The organism is Leclercia sp. GHBNCSD, from assembly GCF_055805075.1.
In genome coordinates this window covers 198,514-213,001 of sequence record NZ_JBQVYO010000001.1, presented here as the reverse complement: position 1 = coordinate 213,001, position 14,488 = coordinate 198,514, and the positions used below count along the sequence as shown (strand labels likewise).

Below are 14,488 nucleotides of genomic sequence, written 5' to 3'. Positions count from 1 at the left end.
AACATGAACAGGATACTGGCGGGCATCATTTTTTTCCTTTTTATCTCTACGGGATATATCTCTTTCCTTGTGCACGAGAGGCAACAAGAGTTACAAAAACTGACGCACTATACGGACTCATGGTCCGCAGCTCAGCTGGTATCAGAATTTTATCGATTCGAATCAACGCTCGGTCTTTACGCCAACGGTATTGACGCTTTGACGATTGACGACGTGCGCCTGCGTCTTGACATTATGCTCAGCCAGAGCGGTTTAATGAAAGAGGGTGATTTGGGGCGCTATATTGCCAGCAATAAAGCGCACCATGAACTGGCGGTAAATATAGAAAATATTCTCAAAGATCTGGACGCTAACCTTGAGAAAATGGACCGTCCAGCGCTCCAGACCTACCTGATTAAAATGCACCTGCTTGATGCCCCCTTAAGCCGCCTGTCATCCAGTGCGTTAGACAATGATATTAACTCGATCAATAAAGCTAATCTCAAAATACAAACGTTATATTATATTTATTCAGCGGCTTCTCTACTGTTAATCATTTTGAGTGCCATTCTTGGCGTGCTGATATTCTTCCAGAACAGAAATATTCTGACGGCGCATCTTCAGGTCAAAAGCCTTGCTGAAGAGCTGCAAAAATCTAAGGAGAAACTGCAAATCCAGAATACACAGCTGGAATATGACGTTTACCATGACTCGTTGACAGGCATGAATAACCGCCAGTTTTTCTGGGAAAATATAAAGAAAATCATTCAGGTGGCGGAAAAAAATAATGAATCTGTGACCGTCATGCTGTTTGATCTGGACCGCTTCAAGGAGATCAATGATACCTACGGTCATGATGTTGGCGATATGCTGCTGCGCCAGATCTCCGAACGCCTGATTGCCATGAGCCTGACGACCGATACCCTTTATCGCTTAGGCGGGGATGAGTTTGCCTTTCTCTCGAGCGGTTTGACAGAGAGCAGCGCCGTTTCGCGCGCGCAAAAAATATGTGCTTCTATCAACCAGCCGTACACCATTTATAACACCATCATTAATATCGCCACCTGTGTCGGCATTGTTATCTCGGACACGGAGCGCCGCTCCGACTTTCTCTATAAATTTGCCGATCTGGCCCTGTATGAAGCCAAAAAAGAGGGCCCCGGACAGATAAAAGTCTTCCGGCCGATCATGTTACAAAAGCTGCAGGAGAGCAGAACCCTTGAGCACGATCTGGCGATGGCCTTAGCGAATAAAGAATTCGTGGTTTATTATCAGCCCATTGTCGATTCGTTCAGCCGGGAAATTTACAGCTATGAAGCCCTTGTTCGCTGGGTGCATCCATTAAAGGGGCTTCTGTCGCCGGACAGCTTTATTCCCGTTGCGGAAAAGACAGGCATGATTAATGAACTGGGAAGATCGGTGCTTGAACTCGCCTGCCGGGAAGCGGCGACCTGGGCGGTTCCGGCAAAAATCTCGGTGAATGTTTCGCCTATCCAGCTCAGCAGCAAAGCCTTTGCCGGCATCGTGCTCTCCATTCTCGAAGAGACAGGGCTTGCGGCCGATCGTCTGGAGCTGGAGGTGACGGAATCCTCTCTCTTTACCGATAACGATACTCCGCTCAATACCCTCAACACGCTCAGAGCCCGTGGCGTGCAAATCTCCATTGATGATTTTGGTACGGGGTATTCTTCCCTTTCGCGGCTGAGCAAGCTCGCCTTCGATAAAATTAAAATCGATAAATCCTTTGTCCATTCGATCTCTGACCAGGACGACGCCCTGACCATCATCAAACTGATTACCGGGATGGCGAAGTCCCTTAATATGAAGGCGGTTGCAGAAGGGGTCGAAACGCAGGAACAGCTGGAAAGTCTCCAGGCGCTGGGTTGCGATCTCGCCCAGGGTTATCTTTTTGGTAAACCGCAGCCGGGAATCGATGGCAGGATCCGCAACGGATAAATCGCGTGGCCGGATGAAGGCGTGGTGAAAAAAGAAAAAAACATAAATGCCCGTCAGGGCATTTATGTTTTAAAAAGCGATTAATGGAAGAACAGTGCAATCAGGATAATGATTGGAATAGGTACGCCTAAAAAGAAGAGTAATAGTGAGCGCATTTTAAACCTCCTGCTTAATTAAGAATTATAAATCACGTTGACGACCACCGAAGGTCGCACACAGGCTGGCAACGAAAGCACCGGCCAGCAGCGCAATAAATGTCCAGAGCATCAGATAGCTTGTGGTTTTACGTGCGGCATCAGCAGCTTGCTGCGCTTTCTCCTTCGTTTCTTTTAATTTAGCCTGGGCTTTGTCATAGGTGGTTTGTACACGCTGTTCAGCTTCTTGCTGACTGATACCGGTCTTTTGTGCAATCAGCTGGGCGACATACTGACGATCTTCCGGCGGTAAGGTACCGGTGGTAATGCTGTTGGCAAAAATACCGGTCACTTCACTTACCTGCGCAGGCGTTAATGGCTCAGCAGGTGCGGCTGGCGTGGCGGGAGCAGGTGCAGCGGTTGGATCAGCAGGATCGGTAGCACCGTTTGCCGGTGTGGCAGGGTTACTGGCCCTGAACATCGAATTCACAAAATAGTCCATGGATGAACCCGGCGCCTCAGACGAACTGTTCGCCATACCCGCCGCGCCAGCTGCTGTGGCCGTCGCAGCCCCGCCGGCAACGGTACCCACGACTTTAGCGCCGCCACCAATCAGGGCGCCCACGGTGCTTGTAAACAGCGCCGCAGAAACCAGTGCAGCGACAGCCCAGGTTAAAAACCCGTGGGCAGTATCGCGGAAGTAGACTTCATCGGTACGGGTATCGACCCATTTGGTACGCAGTCGCCCGGCTAAATAGCCGCCCATGCCAGACGCCACGATTTGCGTGAACGTCAGCCAGGCGATGGCAGCAATGCCCACCGTGCCGGCGTCAAGCCCGCGGTTTTCCCAGGGTGAAATCGTTGTCAGGCCCAGCCCGGTACCCAGCATTAGCAAAATTAGCGACAGGGATGCCGCTGCCGCTGCGCCGGCAAAGATGGCACCCCATGATACGGCACTGCTGTTCGTTGTGGGCAGGGGCAGCCGCGAATCGGGATAGGTTGTGTTAACCGTGGCGTGTTCATGAATGTGAGTCATAGCTGTTGTCCTTTAATTAATCTTTGCGTTCGGAACCAGGAACTGATTGAAAAACAGGAAACATTATCAACGTGAACGTTTAAGCCCTTCAGGGACCGGATGATGTCATTTATAACGAGGAAGGCTGTAAAACTGACCGAAATAAAAAACAAAAATCAACGATCTAAGAATAGTTGATAATTTTGCGCCGGACGGCTTTTCAGCTTTAAAAATCCGTTACCGCTTCGGATAACGGATTTTATAATAAGTCTTGTCGTCGTCAGGCGCGTCAAAATAAAGGCAACAGAATTAGGCTACGCCGGTACCGCCGTCAGAGCACCAGACCTGACCGGAAGCATAGGAACACTCTTCAGATGCCAGCAGAACATACAGCGGTGCAATCTCCACGGGCTGACCCGGTCTGCCCAGCGGCGTATCTGCCCCGAACTGCTGCACCTTCTCCTGCGGCTGACCACCGCTTGACTGCAACGGCGTCCAGTAAGGGCCCGGCGCCACGGCATTCACGCGGATCCCTTTCGGCCCAAGCTGTTTTGCCAGTGATTTGGTAAACGCCACGTTACAGGCTTTGGTCTGGGCGTAATCGAGCAGGATTTCGCTGGGCTTAAAGGCCTGAACCGAAGAGGTATTGATAATCACCGCGCCTTCCGTCAGGTGACGCAGGGCGGCGCGGGTGATCCAGAAGGGGGCATAAACGTTGGTTTTGAAGGTCGCGTCGAAAGCGGCGGTGGTCAGATCTTCAATGGATTCGCAGAACTGCTGTCTACCCGCATTGTTGACAAGAATATCGAGCCCGCCGAGCTCCGTCACGGCGCGCTCAACCAGTGTCTCACAGAACGACTCCACCCGAATATCACCCGGGATCGCGACAGCTTTGCGTCCTTCCGCCTGAATCAGGGCAATAACGGCTGCCGCATCGGACTCCTCTTCCGGCAGATAGCCTATGGCCACGTCTGCCCCTTCACGGGCGTAGGCAATCGCCACCGCGCGACCAATCCCGGAATCGCCGCCGGTAATCAGCGCTTTTTTACCAGAAAGTCTGCCCGAGCCGGTATAACTCGTCTCGCCATGATCGGGGATTGGCTTCATCTCTGACGCCAGTCCGGGCATTTGCTGCGGCTGTTCCACAAACGGGGGTTGTGGGTAGTTTTTTGAAGTGGTGTTTCCTGATGTCATCCCGACCTCCTTTATCAATGAATTTAAAGCGTAGCCACTGTGACGGAACGCACCTTTCTGGAAGGGATAATTCAGATTATTCTTCTTCTGGATATATTTTTGATTTTATCTTCACTTTGTAAGGCTATTAAACACGCGCCCCCTTTTTTGGCTGCAAGCATGAGGGCGGATGAGATTATTTCTGCTGTCGTTTACGGGTAATACCGGAAATGAAGCGTCTGAGATGTTTTTTAGGTGAGCGCCTGCGTGTGGCGTTGATTTTTGCCGGATCGACGACGACCTTATTCGCTTCCGGGAGGATCGGCTTTTGGCTGCCCGAGCGATATTGCCAGAGGGCGCCTGAATCGCCATGAATAAACAACGCGCCTGAAAGGAGGAGGGGAAATAAGATCTTCTTCATCCTCTTTAGCCTCTCTCCTGAACGAGCATGTAAGCAGGGCAGAGTTTCCGGCGATCCTCTGCCCGCTGTGCTACGTTATTTCTCTATCATCTGGATAATCTGATCCCGGTTGATCGCATGTTCATTTCCCGCGATATCTTCATAAGTAATGAGGCCATTATCATCATCAACTTCGGGTTTGCCGTGAGTAATAATCATCTCACCATTTTTCTTCTGTAAAACATAATCGCTTGAACATCCGGCGACGGTGAGGCTCAATAGCACCAGGCTAATGACAGCCACAACTTTCTTCATTACAACTCCTTATTTACTCAAGCCTGTCACAGGCACAATGATGCCGCACGCTAGTTAAATTGCGTCAGAAGCAGTGCAGCATAAATCACGAACATGAAAAAGAGCGTACCGATAACGACGCGGCGTTCGAGAACCAAACTATTTTTTTCAGAACTCTTCTCTGGTTTATTTAACATGATTACCTCTTTTCGTTAGCCCACCATTACCCCTGAAACCCTTACCGGTAGGTTATATTTGTGGGTATGTTGTAAGAAGTTTTCTACTTGTGCAGCAGAGTCGTTCCATTCGTAGGCCTTATTAAGTAAGGCATATCTCCCGGTGCCAAAACGATGGTAGGGAAGTAATTCGATAAATTTGAACGCAGGGCGGTGCCAGGTCAGGGAATGTATCAGCATGAACAATTTTTCAGCCTGTTCGGGGCTATCGTTAAAGTCTGGAATAACGGGGATACGGATAACGATCTGTCGATCTCCCTGCAATAATCTTTCAAGGTTACGCAGGATGATCGTATTACTCACCCCGGTATAGCGTTTATGCTGCTCGTCATCGGCGCTTTTCAGGTCAAATAGAATCAGATCGCAAACCGATGCGATCTGTTTAACGGCGCGCCACGGGGCGTATCCGGCGGTTTCAATTGCCGTGTGAATATCCTCTGCGCTAATTTTTTGCATGAGTTGTCTGGCAAACTCGGGCTGAGTGCACACTTCACCCCCGCTGAGGGTGATGCCGCCCCCGGATTGACGAAACCAGGTTTCATCCGCCATGACGCGGTTAAAAACGGCCTCTGAGGTCAGTTTTTCCCCTGTCACATTAAGTGCACCAGCCGGGCAGCACTCTTCGCATCGCCTGCAACCCTGACACTGACGCGAGCGATCAAGCGTGTGCACACCGTCCACCCAACGATGTACGCCGGCCGGGCAGTGCAGGGCACATTTTCCACAGTGAAGGCAGCGCTCAGCATGCCAGAAGATCTCGCAGCCAGGGTTGAGCCCTTCCGGGTTGGCGCACCAGCGGCAGCGCATCTGGCAGCCTTTCAGAAACACAACGCTGCGAATACCCGGTCCGTCATGCAGCGAAAACCGCTGAATATGTGTTATCCAGCCGGATGCCGGCTCAGAAGCGACGTTGAGTGGTTCGGCTGATGATCTCATCCTGCACCTCTTTACTTAATTCAACGAAAAAGGCGCTGTATCCTGCGACACGGATCATCAGGTTGCGGTACTCCGCCGGGTTTTGCTGCGCCTTCAGCAGCGTTTCATCATCCAGGTAGCTGAACTGCAACTGCGCGTTTCCCAGGATACTGGCTGTCCGCAGCAGATGGATAAGGCTGTTTTGCCCTTCCGGCGTTTCCAGCATGCCGTACATAAGCTTGATGTTATGGACCATGCCGATATCCATCTCTTCAACATTGATTCGGCTGACCGAGTTGATGATCGCGGTGGGGCCCAGATAATCCGTCTGCTGGGCAGGGCTTATTCCATCCGCCAGCGGCTTGCCCGCAAGGCGACCGGATGGAAGGGCGCCGGTTATTAGCCCGAACGGCGTATTGTTCGAGATGGAGAGCGTGCCGAATGCAAAAGGTGCATACAGCATCCGATACTGACGATGCTCCTTTTCCAGAAAGTGAACGCTTTCACGGGCCATCTCATCCACGTCGGCAATGTCGTTACCGTATTTCGGCACCCGCAGGCATGCAGTAAGGAGCGCCTCATAACCGACAAAATTATGGTCGAGCGCGTCAACAATCTGTTGCAGCGTGAAGCGGGAGGTTTCAAATACCAGCCTCCTGATGACCATCAGAGAGTTCACGAAGTCGGCAAGCCCCGTCCAGATAAGACCCGGCCCCGCATTCAGAAACGCGCCGCCCTGGGTGACATCCTTCGCGGTGGCCATACAACCCTCGATGAGGCTCGACATCAGCGGTTTTCTGGCATGATCCGCATGCAGTTTTTGTACGATGAGCGTGACCTGCGCGGCCTTTCTGACCATAGCGGATAACTGGGCCATAACCGCACGTTTGACATCTTCATAGCAGTGGAACTGCGACACCTCGCCGGTGCGGGGGCCTGTCTGCTTCCCGGCGCGCGAGCGGCCGTTATGCAGCGCCATCTCGATCGCTGCGGTGAAGGTGGTATAACCCACGGAGGTCCACTGGTACATTTTCCCCGCTTTCTGTGGCTCGACGCAGCCCATCAGACAGTAGTCCCGGCCATCTTCATAGCTGAACCCTTTATGCAGCATCATGCGAATATGCGCATCATCGAAATGGCACGCCGGAAACCCCATTCCGCCGCGCACCACATCCACCACCTTGCGCATAAAGGACTGCGGCGACTGATTGTGAATTCGCACGGCCAGGCCCGGTTGATAAATTTTTAATCGCGCGGAGCAGTCCATAATGAGCAGCGTGAGCGGATTGGTGGCATCGCCGCCTTCACGCTTCTGTCCGCCGACCACGAGGTTGATAAAGGGCTGATACCCGGCGAAGTACATTGCCGTCGATTCGCTGCAAATCCACAGGGTTTCCGCCATCTTAATCAGCCAGCAGCAAAGCAGCTCTTCAGCCTGGGCATGCGTTAAGGTCCCGTCCCTGAGATCGCGCTCCAGCAACGGCCAGAGATATTGATCGACGCGGCCAAGGGAGATACCGGTCTGATTCTCTTCCAGCATAAACAGCGAATGCACGAACCAGATAGCCTGCAGGGCATCGTAAAAATGTTGCGGAGGATGTTCAGGGACACGCTCGCAAATCGTGGCAATCTGCAGCAGTTCTTCCCGGCGAAGGGGGCGGGTCTCGGCCCCGGCCAGCTGGCGCAGATAACGCGCATAGCGCCGGGTGTAAGCCATCACGCCGTCACAGGCGTGCTGCACGGCGGTATAAAAATTAAACGCCTCGATGCCGTCGGAGGTGGCGGGATCGAGGGCGGCCAGGTGCGCGGCCGCCTCATCCCGTATTCCCTTTATCCCTTTGGTCAGCAGAATATTGTCGTAGCCCGGGCAAGCGTCACCGCCGCCGTTTTGGGTTTTAATCGTGACGTCGCATATCGCATCGTCATGACACCACTCCCACAGCCCGACGGTTTTTAGCTGCGTCTCCGCCATCTCATCCAGAGAGCGGCCTTGCCAGTAAGGAAATACCTCTTCCCGCAGGAGACGTTTCGTCTCGTCGTCAATCTGGTAAGTATCCTGGGCCCGGAAAGGGAGGTTATCCAGCTCGTCGGCCACCCAGCGCCAGTTTATTTCCGGCGAAACTTCACCCCCGCGCGCGCCGCCCGCAGGGTGGCTGACGATAAGCTCGTTTTCGGCGACATATAAAGGCGCGTTCTCGCAGGCATGACGAAACGCTAACGCCCTGAGCAGAATATTATCCATTCCCGGATTGGCCTGATAAACCCGGGTGACGCTGACAGCCCGATGGGCAGAAATAAAGGGCTTCGCCTGTAAAAAGGCGTCGCGCAGCCGTTCCACACGCGATGGAAGGGGTTTGCTATTCATACTGTCGATCCTTTAAAACGCAATCACGATGAGTCCGGCGACGATGCAGCCGATCCCCACCTTTTCCAGGGCGCTGCTGCGCAGTTGATAAAAGATGCTGCTCAGGAGTGAAATCATCACAATGCCGGTTCCTGACCAGGCCGCTTAGGCGACAACCGGTGAAATCCAGCCCATCAGCATCGACAGGGCAAAAAAGGCTGTCGCGTAACAGATCAGGCAGAGAACCGTTATCAGCGTATTTTTGAATGTATTGGTTTGCGGCAGCATTAAGGTGGCAATCACTTCCATTGAGACGGAAATAAAAAGCCAGAAAAAGCCAAATAAAATATTAACCATTTAAAACCACACTGTTATCTTTTTTGTTTGATAGCAAGGTTGAGAATTAATGTGCCAATAATAACCATGCACACACCTATCCACGAATCCTGTGTCAGGGTGAAATCAAAGTAACGGGTTTGTATAAAGGTAATACTAATGATCCCGACCGCAGACCAGATAGCATAGGCCACACCTATATGAATCCGCCTCAGGGCGAGAGATAAAAAATAGTAGCTAACGCCATAACAGATAATGGCCAGTACGCCAGCGGAGATAATTTTAAAACTGTCAGAAAGCGATAATAATGTTGTCGCGACGATTTCAATGGATACGGCAGCAATAAGCGCAGTAACGCACCTGGTTAAAGTCATTGGATTATCCTTGGTTATAAGTCACCAATAGTGTTTGGTTCAGGTAACAGGATGCCGGGCAGAATTTAATCCGCTTATTCTATTCTCGGTGAATTAAATGAATACTTTTAAATAGCTCTGTTTAAATAATAAATATCCCCTCAAGGACCAGACAGGCCTCGCCCGTCAGCGTCACGCGGCCCGTATCGTTAATATGGCAGATCAACTCTCCTTTACGGCTGCCGCCCTGTTGTGCATGGAGCGTTTTTTTCGCCAGCTTATCGCTCCACAGCGGGGCCAGAAAGGTATGCGCCGAGCCGGTAACGGGATCTTCATTGACGCCCACCTGGGGCCCAAACCAGCGGGAGCGAAAATCAAACTGACGAGAAGGCGCCGTCACGACCACGCCGCGGGTGTTGAATTTCGCCAGGGCGGTGAAATCTGGCGTTAAGCCGTCGAGTTGCGCTTCGTCATCCATGACCACGATCAGATCGGAGGCCTGCCAGATTTCAGTCGCCCCGGCAACGATGCCAAGTGCTGACAAAAGCCCGTCCGGGGCCGCAATCCTGCGGGGGGTGACGAGGGGAAAATCCATCGAGAATTTTCCATTATCCGAGGTAACGGTCAGCTCACCGCTGCGGGTGGAAAAACGAACCGTCTTGCCCGACTCTTCATGGCGCAGAAGCACACTGGCTGCGGCAAGCGTCGCATGACCGCAAAGGTCGACTTCAACGGCAGGGGTAAACCAGCGAAGGGCGTAATCGTGGCCCTGCTTAACAACAAACGCCGTTTCGGAGAGATTATTCTCGCTGGCTATACGCTGTAACAGCGCATCCTCCGGCCACGCTTCCAGCAGACAAACCGCTGCGGGATTACCCGTAAACGGCCCCTGAGAGAAAGCATCCACCTGGTAAAAAGGAATGCGTTGCGGATAACTATTTTTCATTCATCACCTCAAGATCGTTATAAACCGTATAACGTGTCACACCCAGCGCCTGGGCCGCATGTTGCACGCCCCCCCTCATTTTAAAAATGCCTTTATCGCGCATCTCCGCAACGATTTTAAGGCGTTGCGTTTTCTGAATTTTCTTTCCGGTAACGGTATGTTTTTCAATAATTTCCTGAATTGATTGCTCAACAAGGCCACCCAGGTTGAGATCGGCTGCATCCGTTTCGGCAGGCGCGGTGGCCATGATGATGTCGAGACTTTTGCGAATGTGTTCATACGGCGAGGTGTCGACATTAATGCAGAAAGCCATCAGCGGATGGCCGTCATCGCTGTAGTAGATGGTGGAGGCGCTGTTGAGGATCTTCTCCGAGGCGGTCACGGTTTTATAATCTTTAACCGTCAAGGAGTTACGTCCCTCGTTTTTACCGAGCAACAGGGCAAATCCCTTATCTTTCTCGGGGCCAGATAACAGGTGGTCGCCTTTACGTCTGCCGCTGACATGCCCGTTAATGATTTTGACAATCGAGCATTCGGGCGTGGTGAGATTGTGTAAAACGGCTTCCTGATTGGCGGAGAGCGTACCCGCCAGCGCCTCCATGGCGGCTTCCAGTGGCCCGGAAATTAGCTCAATCTGTTCTGCATATTCTGACTTCATCATTTTTCCTTCGTCTGGGTCATTGTCAGGGCCACGAGTTTACCATTTGCCACCCGAACCTTCGCCTCTGTAGGGGAGAATGGGCTGGCAGTCTTAAATTATAGTCATAATGTTTAATTATCAACAAAAAGTTGATTTATGGTTTTTGCAGGGGTAAATTCACCGCCACTGATGGCGGGCTTCCTTCCCGGGAGCCTCTGAAAAGTGGGAACTAGTATGAAAATCATTGGACTGATAGCGTTAGCGGGTATCCTGACGGCGTGCAGTGTTATCCATCCCTTTGGTGATGCGACGGTGTATCAGGTCTATTCGGTCTCTTCTCACCCGGGGCTGGTGGGGCGCTACCACTGTATGCGGGATGCCTTGTCGGCAGAGGGCTATGGCGTTGAGGTGATTTATCCTGAGGCGGATACCCCTAACTTTTTTGATATCAACAAAGCGCAGCAGCGGATCGCTCAGGTAGATATGTACCAAGTGCGCGGGTCAGAAGAGATCAGTATCACGCTCATAGCCGGGGCAAAAACAGATCTCCGTACCCTGGATGACATCATGCAACCCTGTGTAAGACGGTAATAAGCTGGGGGAAACGCTAATAATGATGGGGCAATATGTTAGGATAAATAATCAGGCGCGAATAAGAGAGAGGGAGAGGCATGATAAGAAAAAACAGGATCGTTGTGGAATATTCATTATCAGCACTGGAGCGTACTAAAGCGGGCAAGCTCATCAACGATCATAAAAAAGAACACCTCAAACCTTACGGTTCTCTTTTTCTCATTCATAAGGCTGCGGTCTCTGTTTTAGCGGTGGCGGCCTTATTTAATTTTATCACCCTGTTGCAGTTAAGCCTGCAAACTGCCCCCGACGGTGATTTTCTCGCCAGAGCAAAAATGTTCAGTATCGCGCTGCTCGTGCTGTTTGGCGTCGGGTTGGCGCTGTTCAAACTCTATGATGTGGTCATGAATAAGGTCATGCAAAAGCAGCAGCAGGCTGAGCAGGAAGACGAGGAGACTTTACAGAAAGTAAAGCTCAACCGCTTTTTTATTGAAAATATCACTAACACTGCCAGCGTTAAAATCTATTGGGAAAAAGTGAAGGAAAGCTACAGGAAAGGGGGTTTTATTTTTATCCATATGCGGAGTGATAATTGTGTGGTGATACCCGAGAGAGTATTTGCCTCAGCAAACGAAGCCGCGGATGTGTTTGACTTTATCAACGCGCAGATAGCGCAAAATAGATAATCGATGACAGCCCAACAGCAGTTCAGTTTTGCCACCCGCCCGCTGGTGCCTTTCGCCCATGATTACACCCATGGCGAAACGGAGCCCTGGCACAGCCATAGCTGCGCCCAGCTTCTGCATACCCTCAGCGGAGTGGTGCGGGTAGAGACCGGGCAGGGGGTATGGATTGTGCCGCCGGGACGGGGCGTCTGGCTGCCTGCCGGGACGCAACATCGGCTGCTGATCACCGGTGACGTGGCGGCCCGGACGCTCTTTATCGATCCCTTCGCCCGGGCGGATTTACCCTCAGTCTGCCAGGTTGTGCAAATCTCCACCCTGCTGCGCGAGCTGATCGTCGCCTCGCTGCAACTGCCGGAAAGCTACGCCGCGGGCAGCCGGGCGGAGCGCATTTACGAGCTGATCCTCGATGAAATCAGGGGGATCGCCGTGCTGCCGTTTAACCTGCCGGAGCCCCAGGCCCCCGCGCTGCTGGCCCTGTGCCGCCAGATCCAGGCCGAGCCGGGAACAAAATGGACGACGGCGCTGGCAGCACAAATGCTCAATATTAGTGAACGTACCCTGCTGCGGCACTTTCGCCAGCAGACCGGGCTGGCATTCAGCGAATGGTTGCGCCGGGCGCGGCTGATGGAGGCGCTGAACCGCCTCGCGCAGGGGCAATCGGTGCTGCGGGTGGCGCTGGACCTCGGTTATGAGAGTCACAGCGCCTTTAGCGCCATGTTCCGCCGCACGCTCGGCGTGGCACCGAGCGACTACTTCCCGCCCGAGGCGCTCTCCGGCAACGCATTCAGCAAAGCCTGAAGCGACGCCCGGGAAACATCGTTGTCGATGCCCGTTCCCCAGCGGCTGGCTCCCTGCTTAAAGCTGCAGCGGATATAGGCCGCCGAGCGGCTTTCGCTGCACCTGCCGAGGGTATGCTCGTGATAATCCTCAATGGCGAAGGCCAGATGAAAACTGGCTTTTATCGCGCTGGCGGCGGCAGAGAGCAGGCCGTTGCCGTTCCCCTCCAGGATCACAATCTCGTCGACGGTCTGGACGCGGGCCCACAGCAGCAGCCCGCCGTCGGCCTGGCTTTCGGTTCGGTAATCCAGCAGCTGCCGTGGGGCGTGCTGATGCGGCCCATACAGCTCGCGATAAAGCTGCCACAACGCACTTAGCGTCATCTCGGTACCTTCCCGATCGGTGTGCGCCTGAACGTGGCGGCTAAAGTCCTGTTGCAGGGCCCGGGGCAGCGCCAGGCCATGATTTTGCTCCAGCATCCACGCCGCACCGCTTTTGCCGGACTGGCTGTTAACGCGGATCACCGCCTCATAGCTACAGCCGATATCTTCCGGGTCCACCGGGAGATAGGGCATCTCCCAGCGCGGGGAGAGGGACTGTTCCCGGGCGTGAAACCCTTTTTTAATGGCATCCTGATGCGAGCCAGAGAAGGCGGTAAAGGCCAGCTTACCGGCGTAAGGATGGCGGGGATGCACCGGCAGCTGGTTGCACTGTTCCACAAGTTCCACCACCTGCTTCATATCGCTGAAATCGAGCTGCGGCGAAATCCCCTGGCTGTAGAGATTCATCGCCAGGGTCACCAGACAGACGTTCCCGGTGCGCTCCCCGTTACCGAACAGGCAACCTTCCACCCGGTCGGCACCCGCCAGCAGGGCGAGCTCGGCGCTGGCAACGCCGCTGCCGCGATCGTTATGGGGATGGACGCTGATGCAGACCTCGCTCCGACGGGAGAAGTGGCGACAGAAATACTCGATCTGATCGGCATAGACGTTGGGGGTGTTGACCTCCACCGTGGCAGGCAGGTTGACGATCATGGGCCGTTCGGCAGAGGGTTCCCAGACATCCGCCACCGCCTCGCAGATGTGCAGGGCAAACTCCGGTTCGGTAAAGCAGAAGGTTTCCGGCGAATACTCATAGGTCCAGCGCGTCTGCGGGTTGGTCTCGCACAGCGCACGTATCTGCCGCGTGGCGCTGACCGCCAGCTGAACAATCTCCTCCTGGCTCTGGCGAAAGACCAGCTGGCGGAACAGCGGCGCAGTGGCGTTATAGAGATGCACCGTGGCGCGTTTTGCCCCGTCGAGGGAAGCGAAGGTGCGCTCAATCAGATCGCTGCGGGCCTGGGTAAGCACCTGAATGGTGACATCATCCGGGATGCGCTGTTCCTCAATCAGCTGGCGGACAAACTGGAAGTCCGTTTCGGAGGCGGAGGGGAACGCCACCTCAATCTCCTTGAAGCCGCATTTGATCAACTGCTCCCAGAAGCGCAGCTTGCGGGGGATATCCATCGGTTCGGCCAGCGCCTGGTTGCCGTCGCGCAGGTCGGTTGAGAGCCAGCGCGGGGCGTGGGTCAGCCTCTTATCAGGCCACTGACGGTCGGGTAACGAAATGGGGGCATAGGCCACGTACTTTTGCGAAGGGTTGCGCAACATAGGGGTTCTCCAGGTGATGTTCTGTTTTTATCCTGGCGAAGAACGGAGCAGGGTACTGGCGCAAAACTGACAACCTGTGGCG

The 14,488-nt window shown here is 53.5% G+C and carries 15 protein-coding genes; 4 read left to right on the top strand and 11 right to left on the bottom strand.

From position 1 onward, the window contains the following. Window positions 1-3: 3 nt before the first annotated feature. On the top strand, window positions 4-1,935 hold the full coding sequence (locus ACT3IC_RS01195; protein WP_159339179.1) for a putative bifunctional diguanylate cyclase/phosphodiesterase: 1,932 nt from the start codon (window positions 4-6) through the stop codon (window positions 1,933-1,935). A gap of 180 nt (window positions 1,936-2,115) precedes the next feature. Here ACT3IC_RS01195 and ACT3IC_RS01190 read toward each other — a convergent pair whose 3' ends face one another. The 10 genes from ACT3IC_RS01190 to ACT3IC_RS01145 all read right to left on the bottom strand — a co-directional run bounded on the left by ACT3IC_RS01190 (window position 2,116) and on the right by ACT3IC_RS01145 (window position 10,742). Beyond that, window positions 2,116-3,105 carry a hypothetical protein gene (locus ACT3IC_RS01190; RefSeq protein ID WP_420193086.1) on the bottom strand — a complete coding sequence of 330 codons (990 nt, stop codon included), beginning with the start codon at window positions 3,103-3,105 and terminating at the stop codon, window positions 2,116-2,118. A 288-nt stretch (window positions 3,106-3,393) separates the two neighbouring features. Further along, the gene (locus ACT3IC_RS01185) at window positions 3,394-4,278 is read right to left on the bottom strand and encodes an SDR family oxidoreductase (protein ID WP_103178992.1); all 885 of its coding nucleotides are present in this window, start codon (window positions 4,276-4,278) and stop codon (window positions 3,394-3,396) included. 175 nt (window positions 4,279-4,453) lie between these two features. Further along, window positions 4,454-4,678 (bottom strand): hypothetical protein, encoded by a 225-nt coding sequence (locus ACT3IC_RS01180; protein WP_159339177.1) that lies wholly within the window; start codon window positions 4,676-4,678, stop codon window positions 4,454-4,456. A gap of 75 nt (window positions 4,679-4,753) precedes the next feature. Further along, window positions 4,754-4,972, bottom strand: a complete 219-nt coding sequence (locus ACT3IC_RS01175; protein WP_103178994.1) for a YgdI/YgdR family lipoprotein — start codon at window positions 4,970-4,972, stop codon at window positions 4,754-4,756. Between the two features lie 191 nt (window positions 4,973-5,163). Continuing rightward, a complete protein-coding gene (locus tag ACT3IC_RS01170; RefSeq protein WP_159339176.1) occupies window positions 5,164-6,123 on the bottom strand; it encodes a glycyl-radical enzyme activating protein in 960 nt (319 codons plus the stop codon). Beyond that, the gene (cutC, locus tag ACT3IC_RS01165) at window positions 6,086-8,467 is read right to left on the bottom strand and encodes a choline trimethylamine-lyase (protein WP_473475856.1); all 2,382 of its coding nucleotides are present in this window, start codon (window positions 8,465-8,467) and stop codon (window positions 6,086-6,088) included. The genes ACT3IC_RS01170 and cutC overlap by 38 nt, the downstream gene beginning before the upstream one ends. Window positions 8,468-8,611: 144 nt before the next feature. Then, window positions 8,612-8,803, bottom strand: a complete 192-nt coding sequence (locus tag ACT3IC_RS01160) for an SMR family transporter (protein WP_103178997.1) — start codon at window positions 8,801-8,803, stop codon at window positions 8,612-8,614. A gap of 14 nt (window positions 8,804-8,817) precedes the next feature. After that, window positions 8,818-9,156, bottom strand: a complete 339-nt coding sequence (locus tag ACT3IC_RS01155; RefSeq protein ID WP_103178998.1) for a DMT family transporter — start codon at window positions 9,154-9,156, stop codon at window positions 8,818-8,820. A 121-nt stretch (window positions 9,157-9,277) separates the two neighbouring features. After that, on the bottom strand, window positions 9,278-10,081 hold the full coding sequence (locus ACT3IC_RS01150; protein ID WP_103178999.1) for a PhzF family phenazine biosynthesis protein: 804 nt from the start codon (window positions 10,079-10,081) through the stop codon (window positions 9,278-9,280). Continuing rightward, entirely contained in the window at window positions 10,071-10,742 is a 672-nt protein-coding gene (locus tag ACT3IC_RS01145; protein ID WP_473475854.1) for a helix-turn-helix transcriptional regulator, read from the bottom strand. The genes ACT3IC_RS01150 and ACT3IC_RS01145 overlap by 11 nt, the downstream gene beginning before the upstream one ends. Window positions 10,743-10,955: 213 nt before the next feature. Here ACT3IC_RS01145 and ACT3IC_RS01140 point away from each other — a divergent pair, with 213 nt between their 5' ends. From ACT3IC_RS01140 to ACT3IC_RS01130, 3 genes are all read left to right on the top strand, one after another. Continuing rightward, window positions 10,956-11,312: a hypothetical protein gene (locus ACT3IC_RS01140; RefSeq protein WP_473475852.1), complete on the top strand. Its 357-nt coding sequence runs from the start codon at window positions 10,956-10,958 to the stop codon at window positions 11,310-11,312. A gap of 104 nt (window positions 11,313-11,416) precedes the next feature. Continuing rightward, entirely contained in the window at window positions 11,417-11,980 is a 564-nt protein-coding gene (locus ACT3IC_RS01135) for a YcxB family protein (protein WP_231736603.1), read from the top strand. A 3-nt stretch (window positions 11,981-11,983) separates the two neighbouring features. Continuing rightward, entirely contained in the window at window positions 11,984-12,778 is a 795-nt protein-coding gene (locus ACT3IC_RS01130) for an AraC family transcriptional regulator (protein ID WP_473475848.1), read from the top strand. On the opposite strand, the gene leuA is transcribed toward ACT3IC_RS01130, so the two are convergent. Continuing rightward, on the bottom strand, window positions 12,730-14,406 hold the full coding sequence (gene leuA / locus ACT3IC_RS01125; protein WP_473475845.1) for a 2-isopropylmalate synthase: 1,677 nt from the start codon (window positions 14,404-14,406) through the stop codon (window positions 12,730-12,732). The genes ACT3IC_RS01130 and leuA overlap by 49 nt on opposite strands. Between the last annotated feature and the right edge of the window lie 82 nt (window positions 14,407-14,488).